Here is a 19,010-nt window from a genome sequence, read left to right as displayed (position 1 = left end):
GCGCAAAACTAATAAAATAAACACCAAATAGTTTTACGGTTTTCCTCATTTAGAAGTAATTTTTATAAATTATAAATTGACCAAACACCATAAGTATATTTTATACTCTTACAAGTCTTAACTTATCGAGAAAAAAGTCCCCTAAAAACCAATCTCAATTATTATCAAATTTTTAAATCTCACGGTTTTTAGAATAATTTTAAGAAACCTTATTTTTCAAATTGCTATATTTGGCGCACTTTAAAGAATAATTAATCCACTTTTTAAGGAACAAAATTGTAATTCCTGCTGTAGTTGTATGAAACCCACTAAGTTCATATATATCGTTTTACTTTCGATGCTTTGTTTTTTCAGAGGCACCGAAACGTATTCGCCGATTTATACTTTCAGCAGCTGTATTACCTTAGATAGTGTTGCGGCAGACGACACACAGATATTTTCTTCTGACTTTTCTTCTTCTAAAAATTTAGAAGTTCATTATAAGCTCAAAAAGAAAATGAAATGCAGAGCAACTACTTTAGAACAAAGTACGATCAAAGCTCCGTATTTCAGTAATTTGGTTAATTTCAAGCTTTATAAAGAAAGCTTAATCTATGGTATAGCTTCAATATACCATATCGAAAGGCATCCCCACCTTCATTTGTACCAACTTTTCTAGGTTGCAAAATTTCGTCGTTTTTATATTCTAGTATTCTGGAACAATACCTCATTTACGTATGTGATTGAGCAGTTATTGCTATAAAAACATTTCCCTAAAACGGTACTTTTTCAAACAAAAGCATCCGTACACTCTATTATTTTCAAAATCCAAATTCATACTCCCGATACTTTGGTATCAAGGGAGCACATCTATTTATTCAAAAATTTAAACCTAATGATGAGCATTTATAAAAATCCATTTCTTTTATGCACCTTGGCTTTATTCGTTTTAGTCTCGTGCGGAGATAAAGCAAAAAAAGATTCAAACAACATAAAAACGGTTCCTGTTTACAAGGTAACTTTAAAAGACACTATAGTTTCGAGCAAATTTGTTGCCGATGTACATGCTAAAAACAATGTAGAAATTCACGTTCGTATTCCGGGTTTACTAGACAAAGTTTACGTTAGCGAAGGACAAAAAGTAAAAAAAGGGCAAATCCTTTTCAAAATAAGCGATGTTGAACTTCAGATTCAGCTTCTAAAAGCCGAAGCCGTTTACAAAAGTGCAAAAGCAGATTTAAGAATTGCAACTGTAGAATTGGAACAGGCTCAAACCCTTTTCAATAAAAAAGTAATTGCAGATAAAGAATTAGAATTATCTAAAGCAAAAAATGATGCCGCTTCCGCGAAATTGGCTCACGCTGCTGCAGAAAGAAAAGCAATCAACCAACAGATTAGCTTCACCACTATCCGCGCGCCATTTGACGGAACAGTTGACCGTATTCCGTTCAAAGAAGGAAGTTTAGTTGAAAACGGTTCATTATTGACCACTGTTTCTCAATTGGACGACGTTTACGCTTATTTCTCAATTCCTGAGAATACCTATTTCCAAATGATGGAAGACAAAACTTTAAACACGCATGGCGATATCAAATTGGTATTGCCAAACGGACAAGTTTATGATCAAAAAGGAGAATTAAGAACCGCTGATGGAGAAATCGACAGACAGACAGGTTCTATTCAATACAAAGCAAAATTCCATAACCCGCAAGGATTTATCAAACACGGAACTTCTGGAAAACTGATTATTTCAGAGCCAAAAACCAATGCAATTTTAATTCCGCAGAAAGCTGTTTTTTCTATTCAAGACAAACAATACGTTTTCCGCGTGAACAAAGATGGAGTAGTTAAAATGACGAATGTTACAATTGAAACGACTCTGGATGATGTTTACATCTTGAACGAAGGTCTAAAAAGCGACGACCTGATTGTACAAGAAGGCACACAATCATTGAGAGACGGCGATAAGATCAACATGAAACAAATGTAGATTATCGATCTGTAAAACAGTTATTTAATTATTTATCTAAAACATTTAAAATGATAGAGTTATTTATCAGGAGGAAAATATTGTCATTAATCATCTCGGTTATGATAGTCCTTCTGGGATTGCTGGCGTTGTTTCAGCTTCCTATTACCCAATTCCCAGATATTGTACCACCGTCTGTAACCGTTACAGCAAAATATACAGGAGCAAACGCAGAGGTTTCTGCCAATGCCGTCGCCCTACCTTTAGAAAGAGCCATAAATGGAGTTCCTGGAATGACGTATATGTCAACCGTAACTTCTAATGATGGTTTGACTTTAATTCAGGTTTTCTTTGAAGTAGGAACCGACCCCGATCTAGCTGCAGTAAACGTGCAGAACCGTGTAACCACAATACTGGACGAACTTCCAGAAGAGGTAATTCGTGCCGGAGTTACAACCGAAAAAGAGGTAAACAGTATGTTGATGTACTTGAACATTACAAGTACCGACAAAACTCAGGATGAGCAGTTTATCTTCAACTTTACCGATATTAATATTCTTCAGGAATTAAAACGTATTGATGGTGTCGGACGTGCCGAAATCATGGGACAAAAAGAATATTCGATGCGTGTCTGGCTAGATCCCGAAAAGATGCTTTCGTACAACATTTCAGCAAATGAAGTCATAAATTCACTTCAAAAACAAAACATTTCTGCCGCTCCAGGAAAAGTGGGTGAAGGTTCAGGGCAAATGAACAATCAACTGCAATACGTAATTAAGTACGGCGGAAAATTCTTTGAGCCAAAACAATACGAAGAAATTCCGTTGAGAGCCAATTCAGACGGAACGATCTTAAGATTAAAAGACATTTCAAAAATCGAATTTGGCGCAATGAGTTACGGAATGGTTTCTAAAACCGACGGAAAACCTTCGGCATCGATCATGTTGAAACAGCGTCCAGGTTCAAATGCATCTGAAGTTATTGCCAGCGTAAAAGAAAAAATGGCAGAATTGAAAGTCTCTTCTTTTCCTCCAGGAATGGAATTTAATATTGCATACGACGTTTCGCGTTTCCTTGACGCTTCGATTCATGAAGTATTAAGAACTTTAGTTGAAGCCTTTATTCTGGTAGCATTCGTCGTTTTCCTTTTCCTTCAAGATTGGAGATCGACTTTGATTCCAGTATTAGCAGTTCCTGTCGCGCTTATTGGTTCGTTTACCTTTATGTCGATGATGGGATTCTCGATTAACTTGTTGACACTTTTCGCTTTGGTACTTTCCATCGGAATTGTGGTCGATAACGCGATTGTCGTCGTCGAAGCCGTTCACGTAAAAATCTCCGAAGAACATATGTCGCCAATGGAAGCTACCATTAGTGCCATGAAAGAAATTACAGGTGCCGTTATAGCGATTACGATTGTAATGGCTGCCGTATTTATTCCAGTTGCTTTCTTGAGTGGTCCTGTTGGGGTTTTCTATAGGCAGTTCTCATTGACAATGGCAATTAGTATCGTGATTTCGGGTATTAACGCCCTTACGCTTACTCCTGCCCTTTGTGCTATTATGCTGAAAGCGCACGATCCTAATAAAGAGAAAAAATCGCTTTTAGATCGTTTCTTCCATAGATTCAATCATTGGTTTGATAACATTACTTCAAAATACATCAAAGTATTAGTGAAATTCGCTGATCGCAACACTGTAACCGTTGGTTTATTAGTGCTTTTTTGCGTATTAACTTGGGGAACAACCAAATTCTTAGCGTCAGGATTCATCCCAACTGAAGATCAAGGAATGGTTTACGTGAGTGTTACAACGCCACAAGGAGCAACGGTAGAACGTACCGAAAAAGCTTTGGACGAAGTAACCAAAATTGCTCAAGGAATTAAAGGTGTAGATAACGTAACGACTCTTGCAGGATACAGTATTGTAACCGAAATCGCTGGAGCTTCATACGGAATGGGAATGATCAACCTAAAAGACTGGAGCGAACGTGATATTTCGGTAACCGAATTCATGGCAGAACTTACAGAAAAAACCAAAAACATTTCCGACGCACAAATCGAGATTTTTGCACCGCCAACTGTTCCTGGTTTTGGTAATACCAGTGGTTTTGAGCTTCGTTTGCTAGACAAATCTGGAGGAAGCATCACAAACACCGATAAGGTAACCAAAGAATTCATAAAAGAATTAAATGCTTCGCCAGAAATCCAGAATTCATTCTCGAGTTTTGATGCCACTTTCCCTCAGTATTTAATTCATATTGATTATGATTTAGCAGCCAAAAAAGGAATTTCGGTAGACAATGCCATGTCAACTTTACAGACCATGCTAGGTTCATTTTATGCAACCAATTTTATCCGTTTTTCTCAAATGTATAAAGTAATGGTTCAGGCAAGTCCGCAATTCCGTCAAAATCCAGAAAGTATTTTGGATATGTATTTGAAAAATGAAGCAGGCGAAATGGTTCCGTTTTCTACCTTCATCAAATTAGAACGAGTTTACGGACCAGAAGTTTTAACGCGTTACAACATGTATATGTCGGCTATGATTAACGGTGAACCAGCCGAAGGTTATAGCTCTGGAGATGCCATTGCCGCTGTTGAAAAAATTGCTGCAGAAAAACTACCAAGCCGTTTTGAACTGGAATGGTCTGGTATGACGCGTGAAGAGATTTTATCAGGAAACCAAACCATATACATTTTTGCGCTTTGTATACTATTTGTATACTTATTACTTGCCGCACAATACGAAAGTTTATTGCTTCCGTTCCCAGTATTATTGAGTCTTCCGGTTGGAGTTTTTGGTTCTTACATTGCGCTTGTAATGGTTGGACTTGACAATAACATTTACGCTCAAGTAGCACTCGTCATGCTGATTGGTCTGCTCGCCAAAAACGCCATTCTGATTGTAGAATTTGCAATGGCACAGAACAAACTCGGACGTGATATTGTCGAAGCAGCAATTGAAGGAGCAAGACTTCGTTTCCGCCCTATTTTGATGACCTCTTTTGCTTTTATTTCAGGATTGATTCCGTTGTGTATTGCTTCTGGTGCGGGTGCAATTGGTAACCGTTCGATTGGTACAGCAGCTGCGGGTGGAATGTTAATTGGAACTGTATTTGGTCTTTTGATTATTCCAGGACTTTACATACTGTTTGCGAAATTGGAAAAACGAATGAGCAAATCTTAATGAGTAATTTTTTAAACACATAGATTCATAGAATAAAAAAGCGTAAAAAAAGGCGTTTCACTAGCATAAACACACATAGACTATGTATTAGAAACTAGTTTCTTTCAACTCCCTTTTCAAAAAAAAGAAAATCTATGTTTCTATGTGTTAAAAAACAGATTCAACAAATAAATTAAACAATGAAAGAGATATTAAATCAATATAAAAATGCTGATGTGCAGTTTCTAAGGACAACCAAAAGTGCCGTTGTAATAACCGGAATTTTACTTTTGACAGCTTGTTCTGCACCTAAAGTCAGTAACAAACTAGACGCTGCAAAGCTTCCAGAAAATTTTGATACACAAAGAAAAGAAGCATCAAACGAGACATTTATTCCGTTAAAGACAGAAACCTTTTTTAAAGATCCAAAACTAGAAGTTTTATTAAAGAAAGCTATTGCCAAAAATCCTGATTATTTAATCATGCAGGAAAGAATTCTTATTGCCAATTCGCATTTAAAAGTAGCAAAACTGGCACTTCTTCCCTCTTTAGATCTTGTGGCAGATGCTTCTGGAACGCACTACGGAAAATATACGATGGAAGGTGTTGGTAATTACGATACTAACTTCTCTCAGAATATTACAGACAAACAGAGAATCAACGAAGATGTTACTCCTAACTTTTTTCTAGGAGCAAAAGTTTCTTGGGAAGCTGACATTTGGGGAAAACTAAGCAATCGTAAAAAAGCCGCGCAGCAGCGATTTTTTGCCTCTCAGCAAGGAATGCGATTGTTACAGACAAGGCTTTTAGGCGATATTGCTGATTTGTATTTTAAACTTGTCGCTCTAGACAAACAGGCAGCAATTTACGATAACAACTTAAAAACGCAGGAAAGAGCTCTTGATATTGTTTCGGCACAAAGATCGGTTGGAAAAGCTACAGAATTGGCTGTACAGCAGTTTAATGCGCAAAACAATAACATTCATGCCGAAGCTTCAGAATTGAAATTAAGCATCGATCAGACTGAAAAAGCTTTATTGACGCTTTTGGGTGAATATGGCGGAAAAATTGACCGAAGCAGTGATTTCTTAGCTGGACATTTAGAGGTTTTAAACCAAAAAATAAGCGTAGATTCTATCATTCATAAAAGACCAGATGTGTCTGAAGCTTACTTCGAATTATTAGCAAGTAACGCAGATGCTAAATCGGCTCGCGCTGCCTTTTTCCCAACTGTAAATCTGGGCGGTTATGCAGGTTTCAATTCGTTTTCGTTCAACACTTTATTTGACGCAGGTTCTTTTGCTTGGCAATTATTGGGCGGATTAACGGCTCCTGTTTTCAATAAAGGACAAATCAAACAGGAATTTTATGTTTCGAACAGAAGACAGGAAATCTCATTCCTTCAATATCAAAATGCAGTGACGACAGCTTTCAATGAGTTAAGTGCTTTGCTACATAGAAACGAAGCTTACGAAGATGTTTTAAAATATAAATTGAACGAAATTGATCATCTAGAAATTGCCGTAAATGTCTCAAACGATTTGTATTTGAGCGGTTATGCCAATTATCTGGAAATCATCAATGCGCAAAAAAATAAATTGCAGGCCGAATTGGATTTTGTTGATATCCAACTTCGAAATGCAAACTCACAAGTATTGCTCTACAAAGCTTTAGGCGGAGGAATAAATTAGTTTATATGTTGGTCAAAAATGGCTTCTGTTTATAATAGCTCATCGCAGAGGTTGTTTTTAAGTCCCGTTTCTATTTTGAAACGGGATTTTTTTTTATAAAACCAACACTCATTTTACCGTTTACTTTTTACCTTTATTCCAAAATACTAAAATTCCGTTGATGGATATTTCCAAAATTCTAGATTACATACACCAACTTCCTGAACAATCTAAGCTTGCTTTGCAAAACAATGTTACTGAAATTGCTTTTGCTAAAGGGCATATTTTGCTAAAAGCCAATAAAGTAGAATCGAATATTTACTTTATAAAAAAAGGATTGGTGCGAGCTTATGTAGAAAGAGATAATGAAGTTACTTTCTGGTTTGGAAAAGAAGGCGAAACCATCATTTCAATGAAAAGTTATGTCGAAGATCAGCCCGGATATGAAACCATCGAGCTTTTGGAAGATTGTGAATTATACGAACTAAAAACGGAAAATCTGAGAAAACTCTTTAATGAAGATGTTCACATTGCCAATTGGGGACGAAAATTTGCCGAAAAAGAATTGATAAAAACCGAAGAACGTTTGATTTCTAAACAATTCAAAAATGCATCTGAACGCTATTTGGAATTAATGAAAGATCATCCTGAATTACTGCAAAGAGTACAATTAGGACATATTGCCTCTTATTTGGGAATAACACAAGTCAGTTTAAGTAGAATACGTGCAGAATTAAAATAATTTCATTTTTTATCATTTGTTAATTTTTTTCTGATTTCCATAAAAGAACTTTGCAGCATAAAATTTAACTATATGAACTGGATTATCTTAATCATTGCAGGTCTATTTGAAGTAGCCTTCGCCTCATGTCTCGGAAAAGCAAAAGCAACAACAGGAACAGAAATGTACTATTGGTATATTGGTTTCTTTATTTCATTAACTGTAAGTATGCTTTTACTAATGAAAGCTACAGAAACCCTTCCGCTAGGAACTGCTTATGCTGTCTGGACAGGAATTGGCGCTGTAGGAACTGTTTTAGTTGGAATCTTTATTTTTAAAGAACCTGCAGCATTCTGGAGATTGTTTTTCTTGGCAACATTAGTTGGTTCTATTGTTGGGTTAAAGGCAGTTTCTCACTAAAAAATATATTACACGAATTGGATACAACTTTGTCAAAGTTTTAAAGCTTTGACAAAGTTTTTTTTGTTTTTTAAACATATTATTTACCCTATTTTTTTTCCATTACTCATAACCACAATCTTGTCATTCCGAGGAACGAGGAATCGCACACGGGATTCGCCAAAGATTGTAGACATTCTGTGCGGAGTTTCTAGTGTGATTCCTCGTTCCTCGGAATGACAAACTGTATCTTGAACTTTGTCAAAGTTTTAAACTTTTACAAAGTTTCCACATTCGTTTTGTCTTTTCATCTTGGAATTTAAAACGACTAATGCAATTTCAGCATCACATGATAAAAAAATAGCATTTTTAATCATTATTCTCTCTTTTATCTTTGTCAAAAATTAAAGCCTAAAATAAAAAATGACATTCAGCCATTCCATTAAATCTTTTGATGAATTAACCAATCACGAATTATACAATATGCTCCGATTGAGAAGCGACGTTTTTGTGGTCGAACAAAACTGTCCATATCTTGATTTAGACAATAAAGACCAAAAAGGTTTTCATTTATTGTATTACGTCGATAACGAATTGGCAGGTGTGACGCGCTTACTTCCAAAAGGAGTTTCGTATGATGAAGTTTCAATAGGAAGAGTTGTAATTGCAAGATCTCACCGCGGATTAGGTTTAGGAGTAAAACTAATGGAAGCTTCGATTGCGGGCTGCGAAGAAAAGTTTGGAAAATGTCCGATTAGAATCAGTGCCCAATATCATCTTTCTAAATTCTATCAATCGTTAGGTTTTGCAGAACAAGGAGAAGTGTATGATGAAGATGGAATTCCGCATATCGGAATGCTAAGAGCTTAATATTTACGGAATAATCAATTTCAAAACATTGGCCAGTACCGGATTATGATCTTCGGTTCTCCAATTGACATATAAATCAGTTTCTAGCGGTAATTTGATAAATCGGATTCCTGGAATTTCATGAAAGACATATGAATCGGGTAAAATTGCGATTCCGAGTCCTTTTCGAACCAAAGCGATTATCGAAGAACCAAATTCAGACTGAAGATAAGGTTCTGGCGCATTCTCCAAAGAGTTGAATAATCTCTGAATAAGGTCGCTGTAACTGCTTCCTTCGTCATTGGTTGGCAAAATAAATTTCTGAGAAGCGAGGGTTTCCTTATTTAAATCTTCAAATGTTTGATACGGATGATTCTCGGGAACAACAACTGCTAAGTGATCGGTATAGATTTTTTGAGATTGAATATCTTTTGCATTATTAATATCTCTGGTAATCGCCAGATCTATTTTATAATTTCGCAGAAAATCCTGCTGATTCTCGTACAGCACCTGAACCAGCTTGATTTTTAATTTTGGAAAAGCTTCTGAAATGCGCGACAAAATTTCGGGCATTAGAGAAGCCGAAATAGAATCGGGATGAGAAATGGTAATCGTACCGCTCTCCCCCAACTGAATCTGGCGGGCAGATTGATGAATAAATTCCAATTTACTCATTTCTACCTCCCATTTTTCTTTTAAGAATTGGCCAGCTGCAGTAAGTTTGACATTGCGTTTATTGCGTTCAAACAGCTGCACGCCAAGCTGATTCTCAAGAGACTGAATCTGACGGCTAAGTGCTGATTGTGTAATATTCATTTTTCCGGCGGTGTTCCAGAAATGAAGTTCGCGGGCCAAAGCCAAAAAATATTTTATCTGCTGTAAATCCATTGATGCAATTTACGCATTTATCAAGAATAAAAAACAGCTTTAAACGCATTAAAGAAATAAAAATGAACACGCTAAAAATAACCAAAGCCACAACTGATGACGTTTTAAAGCTTCAAGCAATTGGCAAACAAACCTTTTCTGAAACCTTTGCCGATGTAAACAGCGAAGAAAACATGAAAAAATATCTGGATGAAAGCTTTGTAACAGCAAAATTAACAGCCGAATTGCATAATCCGTCATCGTATTTCTATTTAGCTGTTTTAGATGAAAAAATAGTCGGTTACTTAAAATTGAACACAGCCGATGCCCAAACCGAAAAAGAAGATTTAAATGCCTTAGAAATAGAACGCATTTATGTTGCTAAAGAATTTCATGGTAAAAAAGTGGCTCAGGCATTATATGCTCAAGCAGAAGAAATCGCCGAAGAATTAAAAGTAACATACATGTGGCTTGGTGTTTGGGAAAAGAATTTCAGAGCTGTAAGTTTTTATACTAAAAATGGTTTTGTACAATTTGACACTCATATTTTTAGATTAGGTGACGATGAACAAACTGATTTAATGATGAAAAAAGTATTGATTTAAAATGGAAAGAAGACAGCTTTTATTGTTTCTGCTAATTCTTGGCACTGCTTTTTGGGGAGTTTCTTACTCGGTTACCAAAATGGCAATTGGCAATTATTCGCTCAATATATTTTTATTTTATCGTTTCTTGTTAGCAGTCGCTGTATTGAGCATTGTTTTCTGGAAATACGTTAAAGACATCAATCGAGAAGCTACTAAAACCGGTTTTGTGCTTGCAGTTCCAATGTTTTTAGGGATTCAATTACAGACAACTGCACTCAAATATACCGATGCTTCACAATGTTCTTTCATCGCAGGACTAACAGTAATTATTATTCCGATGTTGAAATTAGCCATTTACAGAACCAATACTCCTTTAAAAATCTGGATTGCCGCTCTCACTGCTTTAACAGGATTATTTATTATTGCTATAACCGATAAATTTACCATAAACGTTGGCGATTTGTTTACCATCTCTGGTGCATTTGCTTTTGCGGTTTATTTGATTTCGGTTGAAAAACATTCGGCAGCCAAAAATCTTTTGTACTCGATTGTTCCTATGTTTGCGTTTTGCGCTTTATTTACTTTTTGTATTGCCCTCACAGATTCGCAAGCCGTTTGGTTTCCTAAAAACGATACGTTTTGGCTTGGTGCCGTTTATTGCGCTTTGTTTTCTACAGCATTTATGTACACGGTTTCAAACATTTCACAAAGCTATTTATCGGCAGAACGTGTAGCGGTTATTTATTTGTTTGAACCTGTTTTCGGGGCAATTGGAGCGTTTTTCATTTTAGGAGAAAACCTTTCTTGGCGCTTGCTTTTGGGCGGAACTTTAATTTTCTCAGCGACTATTATTTCTGAAGTCAATTTTAAAAGTAAAAAATTAAAAATGCTGATTAGAAAAAGCTAATATTTTTAAAAGATTTCACGCAGATTTAAATAGATTTAAGCAGATCAAAACAGATTCTATTTTATAATCTATTAAAATCTGCTTAAATCCGCTGAATCTGCGTGAAAAAAATTTGTTTACAAAGCCAAAAGTGTATCTTCGGGATCGCAAGGGAAATAAATAATAATATCGACACCTTGATTTGGTTTTCCTTCTGCACGGATATCTCCTCCAACTGCCTGCATAATCTTCTTACATAAAGCAAGTCCAACGCCCGAACCTGTATATTGTTCTTGCGTATGGAGCCTTGTAAAAACTTTAAAAATAGATTCTGCATATTGCTGTTCAAAACCAATTCCGTTATCAGAAAAACAAACCCAATGGCAATATACTTTGTATCTGTCATGAATCAAAACAGGTTCCTGAGAAGCCGTTATTACAATTTTAGGCTGTCTTTCTGAAGAAGCATATTTTATTGAATTCTGAAGAATATTAATAAACAACTGGCGCATTAAAAATCTAATAGCGTGAACTTCGGGAAGATTTTCATGTTCGATAATAGCTTTACTTTCTGCAATTGTTTCATGCATTTCTTTAATTGTAGACTTCAGTATTTTGTTTAAATCTACTTCTTCCAGCTTGTCCCTTGTGTTTTTTATACGGGTATATTTCAGGATATCTTCCAGCAAACCGCTCATTCTGTTGGCAGATTTAGAAACTCGCTGTAAAGAATTTGAAATTGATTCTGTAGATATAACATCCAATTCTGAAAGCATTTTCGAAGTAATGAGCTGAATTTTACGCAACGGTTCTTGCAAATCATGTGTACTTATCCAGTTGATGTTTTCAAGTTCCGAATTGGTTTCTTTTAATAGTTCGCTTTGACTACGGTATTTCTCTTCTTCTTCACTCAACATAATCAAAATAAGCTGATTGTGTAAAGCATGCGCATACTTAACCGCCGCATTAATTTCGTATTGTTTCCAGTTACTGCTTTGGTTTTTGACAATCTGTTTCCAGATATTAAACGAATTTCTCGGATGAAGTCCGTTACTGTCCTTTATAATACTTTTTTCAGGATCGCCTCCCCAATTAATCTCAGAAATGGTCTCTGGTCTGTACCATATTATATGATCATTATTTCCTAAAGAATGATAAATAATACCTGCAAAACTGGAATCTTCTACTGTTTCAGAAAAATCATCGCTGATTTTATTGGTTACAAAGATTTCGTTCGGAAATTTATTTGTAATAGCTTCAATCAACGCTATAATCTTTTCATCAGAAGGCGTTAATCCGTTTTTGTAGATTTTTTCTCTGGATACAATAGAAACACCAGCAGCATTACAAAGTTCTAGCAATTGAGGCATTGCCGCAATTGTTTCCAATGAATTTTGTAAAATCGGAAGATCAAGACTGGTTAGCTGTTCGAATGCCACATTGGTTTTCTGCGCATTTATATTCTCATCATTTGATTGGCGAATATCAATTTGAGACGTAATAAATTGCCCTTGAAGTTTGGCGGCAAGCCTAATTTCTGGCGAAATATTCTTTTCTGAATAATGATGACAGGCAATTAATCCCCATAATCTATCATGGTGAATTAATGAAATTGTCAAGGTTGCGCCAACTCCCATATTCTTTAGATATTCTACGTGAATCGGCGATGTGCTCCTTAATATAGAAAGGCTTAAATCGAGATTTTTTCCTTCTTTATCATCAACGGTATAAATAGGAACTGGCTTATAATCAATATCTACAATTAATCTAAGCTGATTTTTAATGTATAATTCTCTCGCCTGAGCTGGAATATCTGTATGCGGATAATGCAATCCTAAAAAAGGTTCTAAATCTTCTCGGCAATTTTCAGCAAAAACTTCGCCGTTATACTGTTCGTCAAAACGATAAATCATGACACGGTCATAACCAGTAATTTCGCGTGTTCCCTGTGCGACAAGTGCGCACAAATCTTTGAGCGATTTGGTATTATTCATCTGCGTCACAAACTGAATAGTCTGTGTATAAACGTCTGCCAGTTTTTCTTTACCAGGAAATTGAGGTTCAGCCTCTAAAACATAAATATCATGACTCTTATGTATGCTGATTTGAAATAATTTATTGAAGAGCTCTATTTCTAGCGGAAAAACATCCTGAATTTTATCTTCATTAATATATTCTAGAATTTGCTTTTCTGCATTTGCACCAAACACAGCCGCGAAATCTTTTCCTAAAACCTGCGTGTGAAGCAAATCTAAAAAGACTGAAATATTCTCTGTACAAAAATCTATTTTCCAATTGGAAGTAACACCAATTAAAAAACCGTGAGGCTGAATCTTACCTGGTATGTGTATAGGCTCATGCTCACAGTTGGTTAACGTAACGATATCGCGATTAACTATATCCTTAATCTTCATTCTTTTTATCTACTCTCAAAGTGATTATAAATACTATCAAAAGCAAATACAGCTCCTTCTATGATAGCATCTCCACAATTATTTTCTTGTTCATATTCAGAAAGAAAACTCAAGAAAGTTTTCCAGAAACTTCCTGTTTTTTCTCCATAACCATTAAAATAAGAAACGCCTTTATCTCCTGAAAGTTGTGGCACTTTTGAAACATTTTTTAAAATAAATCTTCCGCCCAATGTTGAACCTTCAACAACATATAAAATACCAAGTGCAAAAGGAACCGAAATTTCTTTGGTCTTAAAAACTGTCTCAAAAGGAGTTAATTCGTAATTTAAAAATGAAAGGTCTGCTTCTATAAGCTGTTTTTTTCTTCTTTGTTCTAAATCGTCGATTTTATTGGCAAATAAAGGAAAAATCGTTTCCTCTGTATCTTGATGAACATCATGCATCAGATTTAAGTATTTTGCATATTCATCAATTTTCATATCGGGAGACATAATTGACATGGAAACCGGAAGCTCTTCTAATTTTTTATGAGAATCAGCAGTTCGTGTTTTTAGATCATTAAGAAAGCTTGAAGCTACTGAAGAAGTTGGATTTGTGCTCATTATTTTAATATTATTTATTTACAAGAGTCAATTGGCAACTCCTCTTTCACAAATTTAAACAAAAAAAATTAGCCGAATTTTAAAAATGCTTTTTAACCGTCATTCTGTCAATCTTCAATTAAACTAATTTCAAAAAATGTTTTTCCGCCTTCAGTTTTATGCGAAATATAACCGCCGTGCGCTTCAATAATATTTTTAGACAAAGTAAGTCCAATTCCTGCTCCTTCGGTTCGGGTCGTAAAAAACGGAAGAAATATTTTTTCTTCAATTTCTTTTTCAATGCCTTTTCCTGAGTCCGAAACTTTTATAAAAATACGATTGTTTTTGGCTTCCGCCGAAATCGAAATTTGCTTTGGATCACTGTTTTCTAAAGCATTAATCGAATTGGTCAATAAATTAATTAATACCTGCTCTATTTGCTGCGAATCGACATTGATCAGATAGTTTTGGGTAACGGCATTCTTGACTTCAATATTACTTTTCCTAAATAACGGATTCATAACCTGAATGCAATTTTCAACCAGCTGTGGCAATGCTACTTTTTCTTTTTTAGGCGAAGGCAACATAGCTAGTTTTCGATACCCTTCCACAAATTTCTGCAAATGGTCACTACGTCTCAGCATCGTCTGAACGCTGTTTTTTATATCTTCTAAGTCTTCTGTCGAAAGTGAATCTTGTTCTACTAAATCTTCCAAATTTTGGCAGATTGAACGAATTGGTGTTATGGAATTTAGCAATTCATGCGAAATCACTTTCATCAGATTAATCCATGCATCTTTTTCTTTTTTCTCAACCACATTCTGAATGGAATCCAACAAAACGATAAAATAATCCTGTCCAAAAATTTCAGTACGAGAAGCCTGCAAAACAAACGTCTGTTTGCTTTGTTCGTTTATGCTAAGTTCGATTGAAGTTTTTATTTCATGAAAATCATCTTCTTCGATTATTTCACACAAAGATGGCAGCTGATTTTTAAGATATTTCCATTTAGAAACTTTCGGAACATTAAAGTGGCTCGAAAAATAATCGTTCATCAAAAAAATACTCCAATCACTTTCTTGTTTCTGCAAAATAATTACACCCGATTCTATATTGTTTAAAATCGAACGGTAAATAATATCTCTCGTAACTTGCTCATTCTGCTTACTTTTTAAAGTTTCATACAAAGTAAACAACTCATTATAAGTACTATTGAATTTATGTTTAGAAAAATCGGAACTAAAATCATCCTGCAATATCGAAGAAATGGTTTTATTATAAATCAAGACCATATTTCTAACATAAAAATACATTTCCCTTCCCAACAGAAAAACCATGCAGAGTCCAAAAATTCCAGTAAAAAGCAAACCAATTCTAAAGAAATACAGCGACAATTCGATTCCGATCACAATAAAAATTAATCGCAGAAAAAGGAGTTTGTAAGTTTGTAAAGTCCTTAGCATAATTAGTCGATATTGATATTAAATTTCTCCAAACGTCTGTACAGTGCGCCTCTTGACAAACCAAGTTCTTCGGCAGTTTTGCTGATATTATTGTTGTTTTTAAGAAGTGCTTTTTCAACCGTTGCTTTTTCAACCGAAGAAAGCTGAATATCATCTGAGTTTTCCTCGTAAGGCGTTATCGTTTCTAAATCCAGATCAGAAACCGTGATGGTATTGTTTTCGCAGAGAATAACGGCACGTTCAATCTTATTTTCCATTTCGCGAATGTTTCCATTCCACGCGTGTTTTTCAATCTGTTCCAAGACTTTTTTATCAAAAGTAATTTCGTCACGAATGTATTTTTCAATCATTTTATCCAAAAGATATTCTGCAAGCGGAATTTTATCTTCATGGCGTTCTCTTAATGGAGGCAAAACAATTTCCATTGTATTGATACGATAATACAAGTCTTCACGGAAGCTTTTATCGGCAACTTCTAGTTTTAAGTTCAAATTGGTCGCTGTAATAATTCTAACGTTTAAAGGTCTTGCTTTTGTTTCGCCCAATCTTGTTACCGTTTTGGTCTGAATAACTTGCAATAGTTTTGATTGCAAATGAAGCGGCACATTTCCTATTTCGTCTAAGAAAATGGTTCCGTTCTGCGCCATTTCAAAACGTCCAGCCGTATCCGTTTTAGCATCGGTAAAAGCGCCTTTGGCATAACCAAACAATTCGCTTTCGAAAATATTAGAATTCAAAGAACCCAAATCCACAGCAATAAACGGCCGATTTTTCCTTTCCGATTGTGTGTGAATATGATGTGCCAAAACAAATTTTCCTGTTCCGTTTTCGCCCAAAATCAAAACATTTGCATCTGTTTTTGCCACTTTATCTGCCAACGAATAAGCCTTTTTTATGATTTCAGAACTTCCAACAAAAAAGTCTTCTTTTATTTCAACGTCTTTATTTTTCTTCTGTTCTTTTCGAGCTTTATCTACGGCTTGTTTTACCGATTCTAAAAGCTTTTTATTTTCCCAAGGCTTCAGAATATAATCAAAAGCGCCCGATTTTAAGCCTTCAACGGCCGTTTCTACTTTTCCGAAAGCAGTCATTAGAATTACTATCGTTTTGGGCGAAAGCGTTTTTATTTCTTTCAATAAATACAAACCTTCCCTTCCATCTTCAAATCCTAATCGATAATTCATATCTAACAATACAACATCAATAGCATTTTTTGCCAGTAATTCGACAATATTTTTCGGATTATTGAGCGTATAAATGTTTTCAAAATACTTTTTCAGGTAGACTTTTGATGCAAAAAGAATGTCTTCCTGATCGTCGATGATTAAAATAGATGCGTTGGTCTTTTTCATTATTGTTCAGTTTTGGACGAAAGGTGTCCACTTATGGACAGTTTAAATTTATTCAGAAAAATAATCCCTTAAAAACAAGGTGTTTACAAGGTTTAATTTACTGGCACGAAAATCACATTAAAACTTGTAAATCATTAATTATTAACCTCTTTCGGAAGTAAAAATAACAAAATAAATAGCGATTACACATTGCAAATATTTTAAAACCTAAAAAATAAAACAACTAAAACCATTATCTTTTATGACCACCAATCATTCAACAATTCAATCTAGCTGGTTATCAAAATTTTATTTAAGTTTCCTCTCAATCGTAGGCGGAGTAAACGCTTTACTTTTTGTGATACTACCTATTCTCCCATACAATCTATCAAAGTTTATAAATGTAGCTGGAATGTTGAGTTTGTTATTGGCGATTCTGTTTTCGCTTCTCTTTTCATTCTATTGGAATTATAAAGAAAAAAGCAACAATACGTGCTCCGAAAAATACAAAACTCTACTTATTGCATTATTACGGTTTTGGATTGCCTTTCATGTTTGCATTTTTGGTTTTGAAAAGATTATAGACGTTAACTTTTCTTTTTCTTATCATATAAATGATTCTTTGGCAAGCACGCTAACAGGCCAAGAACTAACTTGGAAATATTATGGCTATTCTTATGGTCTTTCTATAATAGTTGCCCTATTACAAATTGCGGGAGGTATCGCATTACTATTCAGACGATCTGTTTTACTCGGATTAGTATTGCTAATGCCAGTAATGTTTAATATTTTACTGATTAATATATTTTACAATATTGGCCCAATTACTTGTTTTACTTCAATAATAATTATGCTAGGTCTAGCTTATTTGTTATGGCAATATAAAGAAAACATAATTGCTCTCTTTAATACTTCTTCAAAAGCTTATTCTATGGTAAAAAATAAAGCATTGCGTATTGCAACAAGAGCCTTTTGCATTATAATACCATGTTTATTTGTACTTTATTATAGCCATAAAGTTCAGCTTTCTAAAAGATATTTTGGAAAATGGAAAGTTGAAAGCATATCGCGCAATGGCAAAATAATTCCTGACAATGCATGGGAAAAAGATAGTTCTGCATGGAAAACTATTTATATTGAAGAAAGAGAAAAGATGTTTTTCTGCCCAAATCCAAATATGTATGTCGACAGCGCCTCTATTTATATGAAATATCGATTTGATGATGTAAAAAATACCTTTAAAGTAATTTCGTATGAAAGAAACTTGCAAAATCCTGATACAATTCCTGTTCTAATTAATAATTTCGACAGCAATTCTATGCAGTGGAATATGGTATTGTATAAAGACACAATCAAAATGCAATTAAAAAAAGTAAAACAATAATCAATCAAAAATCAAAAACAGTCAAATTATGATTACCATTACAAAACTTTCAAAAGTATTTAGAACTGAGGAATTAGAAACTAAAGCATTAAGTGAAATTTCGTTAACCATCAATCAAGGCGATTTTGTCTCTATTATGGGACCGTCTGGAAGCGGAAAATCTACTTTATTGAACATTATTGGACTTTTAGACAGTGCTTCAAGCGGAAGTTACCAGCTTCTAGATCAGGAAATGGTTGGTTTAAAGGAAAAACAGAAATCGCAAACCAGAAAAGAAAACATCGGATTCATCTTTCAGAACTTTAACTTAATTGACGAATTATCAGTTTTTGATAATATCGAACTTCCTTTAATTTACAGCAATGTTCCTTCTGCCGAAAGAAAATCAAGAGTAAACGAAATGGCAAAAATCTTAGGAATAGCTCATAGATTGAAACATTTTCCGCAACAGCTTTCGGGCGGACAGCAGCAGCGTGTGGCCGTAGCGAGAGCTTTAATCAATAACCCGAAAATTATTTTGGCCGATGAGCCAACAGGAAATCTAGACAGTAAAAACGGTAACGAAGTAATGGAATTACTAACCGATCTTCATGCCAGCGGATCGACAATTTTGATGGTAACGCACTCCGATTATGATGCTTCTTTTTCTCAAAGAACTATTTTAATGAAAGATGGCGAAATCCTTTCGGAAAAAGTAAATCATAGAAATGTTGATGTTTTGGTAAATTCAAACTACTAAGGTC

16 protein-coding genes are annotated in these 19,010 nt (G+C 34.9%); 11 read left to right on the top strand and 5 right to left on the bottom strand.

Annotated features, from left to right (window positions below; translation table 11 throughout):
• Positions 1-298: 298 nt before the first annotated feature.
• The 7 genes from JI750_RS12015 to JI750_RS11985 all read left to right on the top strand — a co-directional run bounded on the left by JI750_RS12015 (position 299) and on the right by JI750_RS11985 (position 8,775).
• Positions 299-658 (top strand): hypothetical protein, encoded by a 360-nt coding sequence (locus JI750_RS12015; protein ID WP_202001985.1) that lies wholly within the window; start codon positions 299-301, stop codon positions 656-658.
• A 216-nt stretch (positions 659-874) separates the two neighbouring features.
• Complete coding sequence (locus tag JI750_RS12010; protein ID WP_236673027.1) at positions 875-1,969, top strand: efflux RND transporter periplasmic adaptor subunit; 1,095 nt, start codon at positions 875-877, stop codon at positions 1,967-1,969.
• A 50-nt stretch (positions 1,970-2,019) separates the two neighbouring features.
• Positions 2,020-5,136, top strand: coding sequence for an efflux RND transporter permease subunit (locus tag JI750_RS12005; RefSeq protein WP_202001982.1), 3,117 nt, complete (start codon positions 2,020-2,022; stop codon positions 5,134-5,136).
• Positions 5,137-5,315: 179 nt separating this feature from the next.
• Positions 5,316-6,806, top strand: coding sequence for a TolC family protein (locus JI750_RS12000; protein WP_202001979.1), 1,491 nt, complete (start codon positions 5,316-5,318; stop codon positions 6,804-6,806).
• Positions 6,807-6,966: 160 nt separating this feature from the next.
• Positions 6,967-7,527: a Crp/Fnr family transcriptional regulator gene (locus tag JI750_RS11995; RefSeq protein WP_202001976.1), complete on the top strand. Its 561-nt coding sequence runs from the start codon at positions 6,967-6,969 to the stop codon at positions 7,525-7,527.
• 72 nt (positions 7,528-7,599) lie between these two features.
• Entirely contained in the window at positions 7,600-7,926 is a 327-nt protein-coding gene (locus tag JI750_RS11990; RefSeq protein ID WP_091132458.1) for a DMT family transporter, read from the top strand.
• Positions 7,927-8,328: 402 nt separating this feature from the next.
• Positions 8,329-8,775, top strand: a complete 447-nt coding sequence (locus tag JI750_RS11985; protein WP_202001973.1) for a GNAT family N-acetyltransferase — start codon at positions 8,329-8,331, stop codon at positions 8,773-8,775.
• A gap of 3 nt (positions 8,776-8,778) precedes the next feature.
• On the opposite strand, the gene JI750_RS11980 is transcribed toward JI750_RS11985, so the two are convergent.
• On the bottom strand, positions 8,779-9,642 hold the full coding sequence (locus JI750_RS11980; protein ID WP_202001970.1) for a LysR family transcriptional regulator: 864 nt from the start codon (positions 9,640-9,642) through the stop codon (positions 8,779-8,781).
• A 62-nt stretch (positions 9,643-9,704) separates the two neighbouring features.
• On the opposite strand from JI750_RS11980, the gene JI750_RS11975 reads away from it, so the two are divergent.
• Positions 9,705-10,226 (top strand): GNAT family N-acetyltransferase, encoded by a 522-nt coding sequence (locus JI750_RS11975; protein ID WP_202001967.1) that lies wholly within the window; start codon positions 9,705-9,707, stop codon positions 10,224-10,226.
• A gap of 1 nt (position 10,227) precedes the next feature.
• Positions 10,228-11,115, top strand: coding sequence for a DMT family transporter (locus JI750_RS11970; protein ID WP_202001963.1), 888 nt, complete (start codon positions 10,228-10,230; stop codon positions 11,113-11,115).
• 116 nt (positions 11,116-11,231) lie between these two features.
• On the opposite strand, the gene JI750_RS11965 is transcribed toward JI750_RS11970, so the two are convergent.
• The 4 genes from JI750_RS11965 to JI750_RS11950 form a co-directional block, all read right to left on the bottom strand.
• Entirely contained in the window at positions 11,232-13,508 is a 2,277-nt protein-coding gene (locus JI750_RS11965; RefSeq protein ID WP_202001959.1) for an ATP-binding protein, read from the bottom strand.
• Between the two features lie 5 nt (positions 13,509-13,513).
• On the bottom strand, positions 13,514-14,110 hold the full coding sequence (locus JI750_RS11960; RefSeq protein ID WP_202001951.1) for a biliverdin-producing heme oxygenase: 597 nt from the start codon (positions 14,108-14,110) through the stop codon (positions 13,514-13,516).
• Between the two features lie 107 nt (positions 14,111-14,217).
• The gene (locus JI750_RS11955; RefSeq protein WP_202001949.1) at positions 14,218-15,552 is read right to left on the bottom strand and encodes a sensor histidine kinase; all 1,335 of its coding nucleotides are present in this window, start codon (positions 15,550-15,552) and stop codon (positions 14,218-14,220) included.
• Positions 15,553-15,554: 2 nt separating this feature from the next.
• Positions 15,555-16,904, bottom strand: a complete 1,350-nt coding sequence (locus JI750_RS11950; RefSeq protein WP_202001946.1) for a sigma-54-dependent transcriptional regulator — start codon at positions 16,902-16,904, stop codon at positions 15,555-15,557.
• Positions 16,905-17,145: 241 nt separating this feature from the next.
• Between JI750_RS11950 and JI750_RS11945 the strand changes: the two genes are divergently transcribed.
• On the top strand, positions 17,146-18,267 hold the full coding sequence (locus tag JI750_RS11945; protein WP_202001942.1) for a hypothetical protein: 1,122 nt from the start codon (positions 17,146-17,148) through the stop codon (positions 18,265-18,267).
• Between the two features lie 28 nt (positions 18,268-18,295).
• Entirely contained in the window at positions 18,296-19,006 is a 711-nt protein-coding gene (locus JI750_RS11940) for an ABC transporter ATP-binding protein (protein ID WP_202001940.1), read from the top strand.
• The last annotated feature ends 4 nt before the right edge of the window (positions 19,007-19,010 follow it).

Source organism: Flavobacterium tagetis, from assembly GCF_016735615.1.
GTDB lineage: Bacteria > Bacteroidota > Bacteroidia > Flavobacteriales > Flavobacteriaceae > Flavobacterium > Flavobacterium tagetis.
This window is presented reverse-complemented; position numbering and strand designations above follow the sequence as displayed.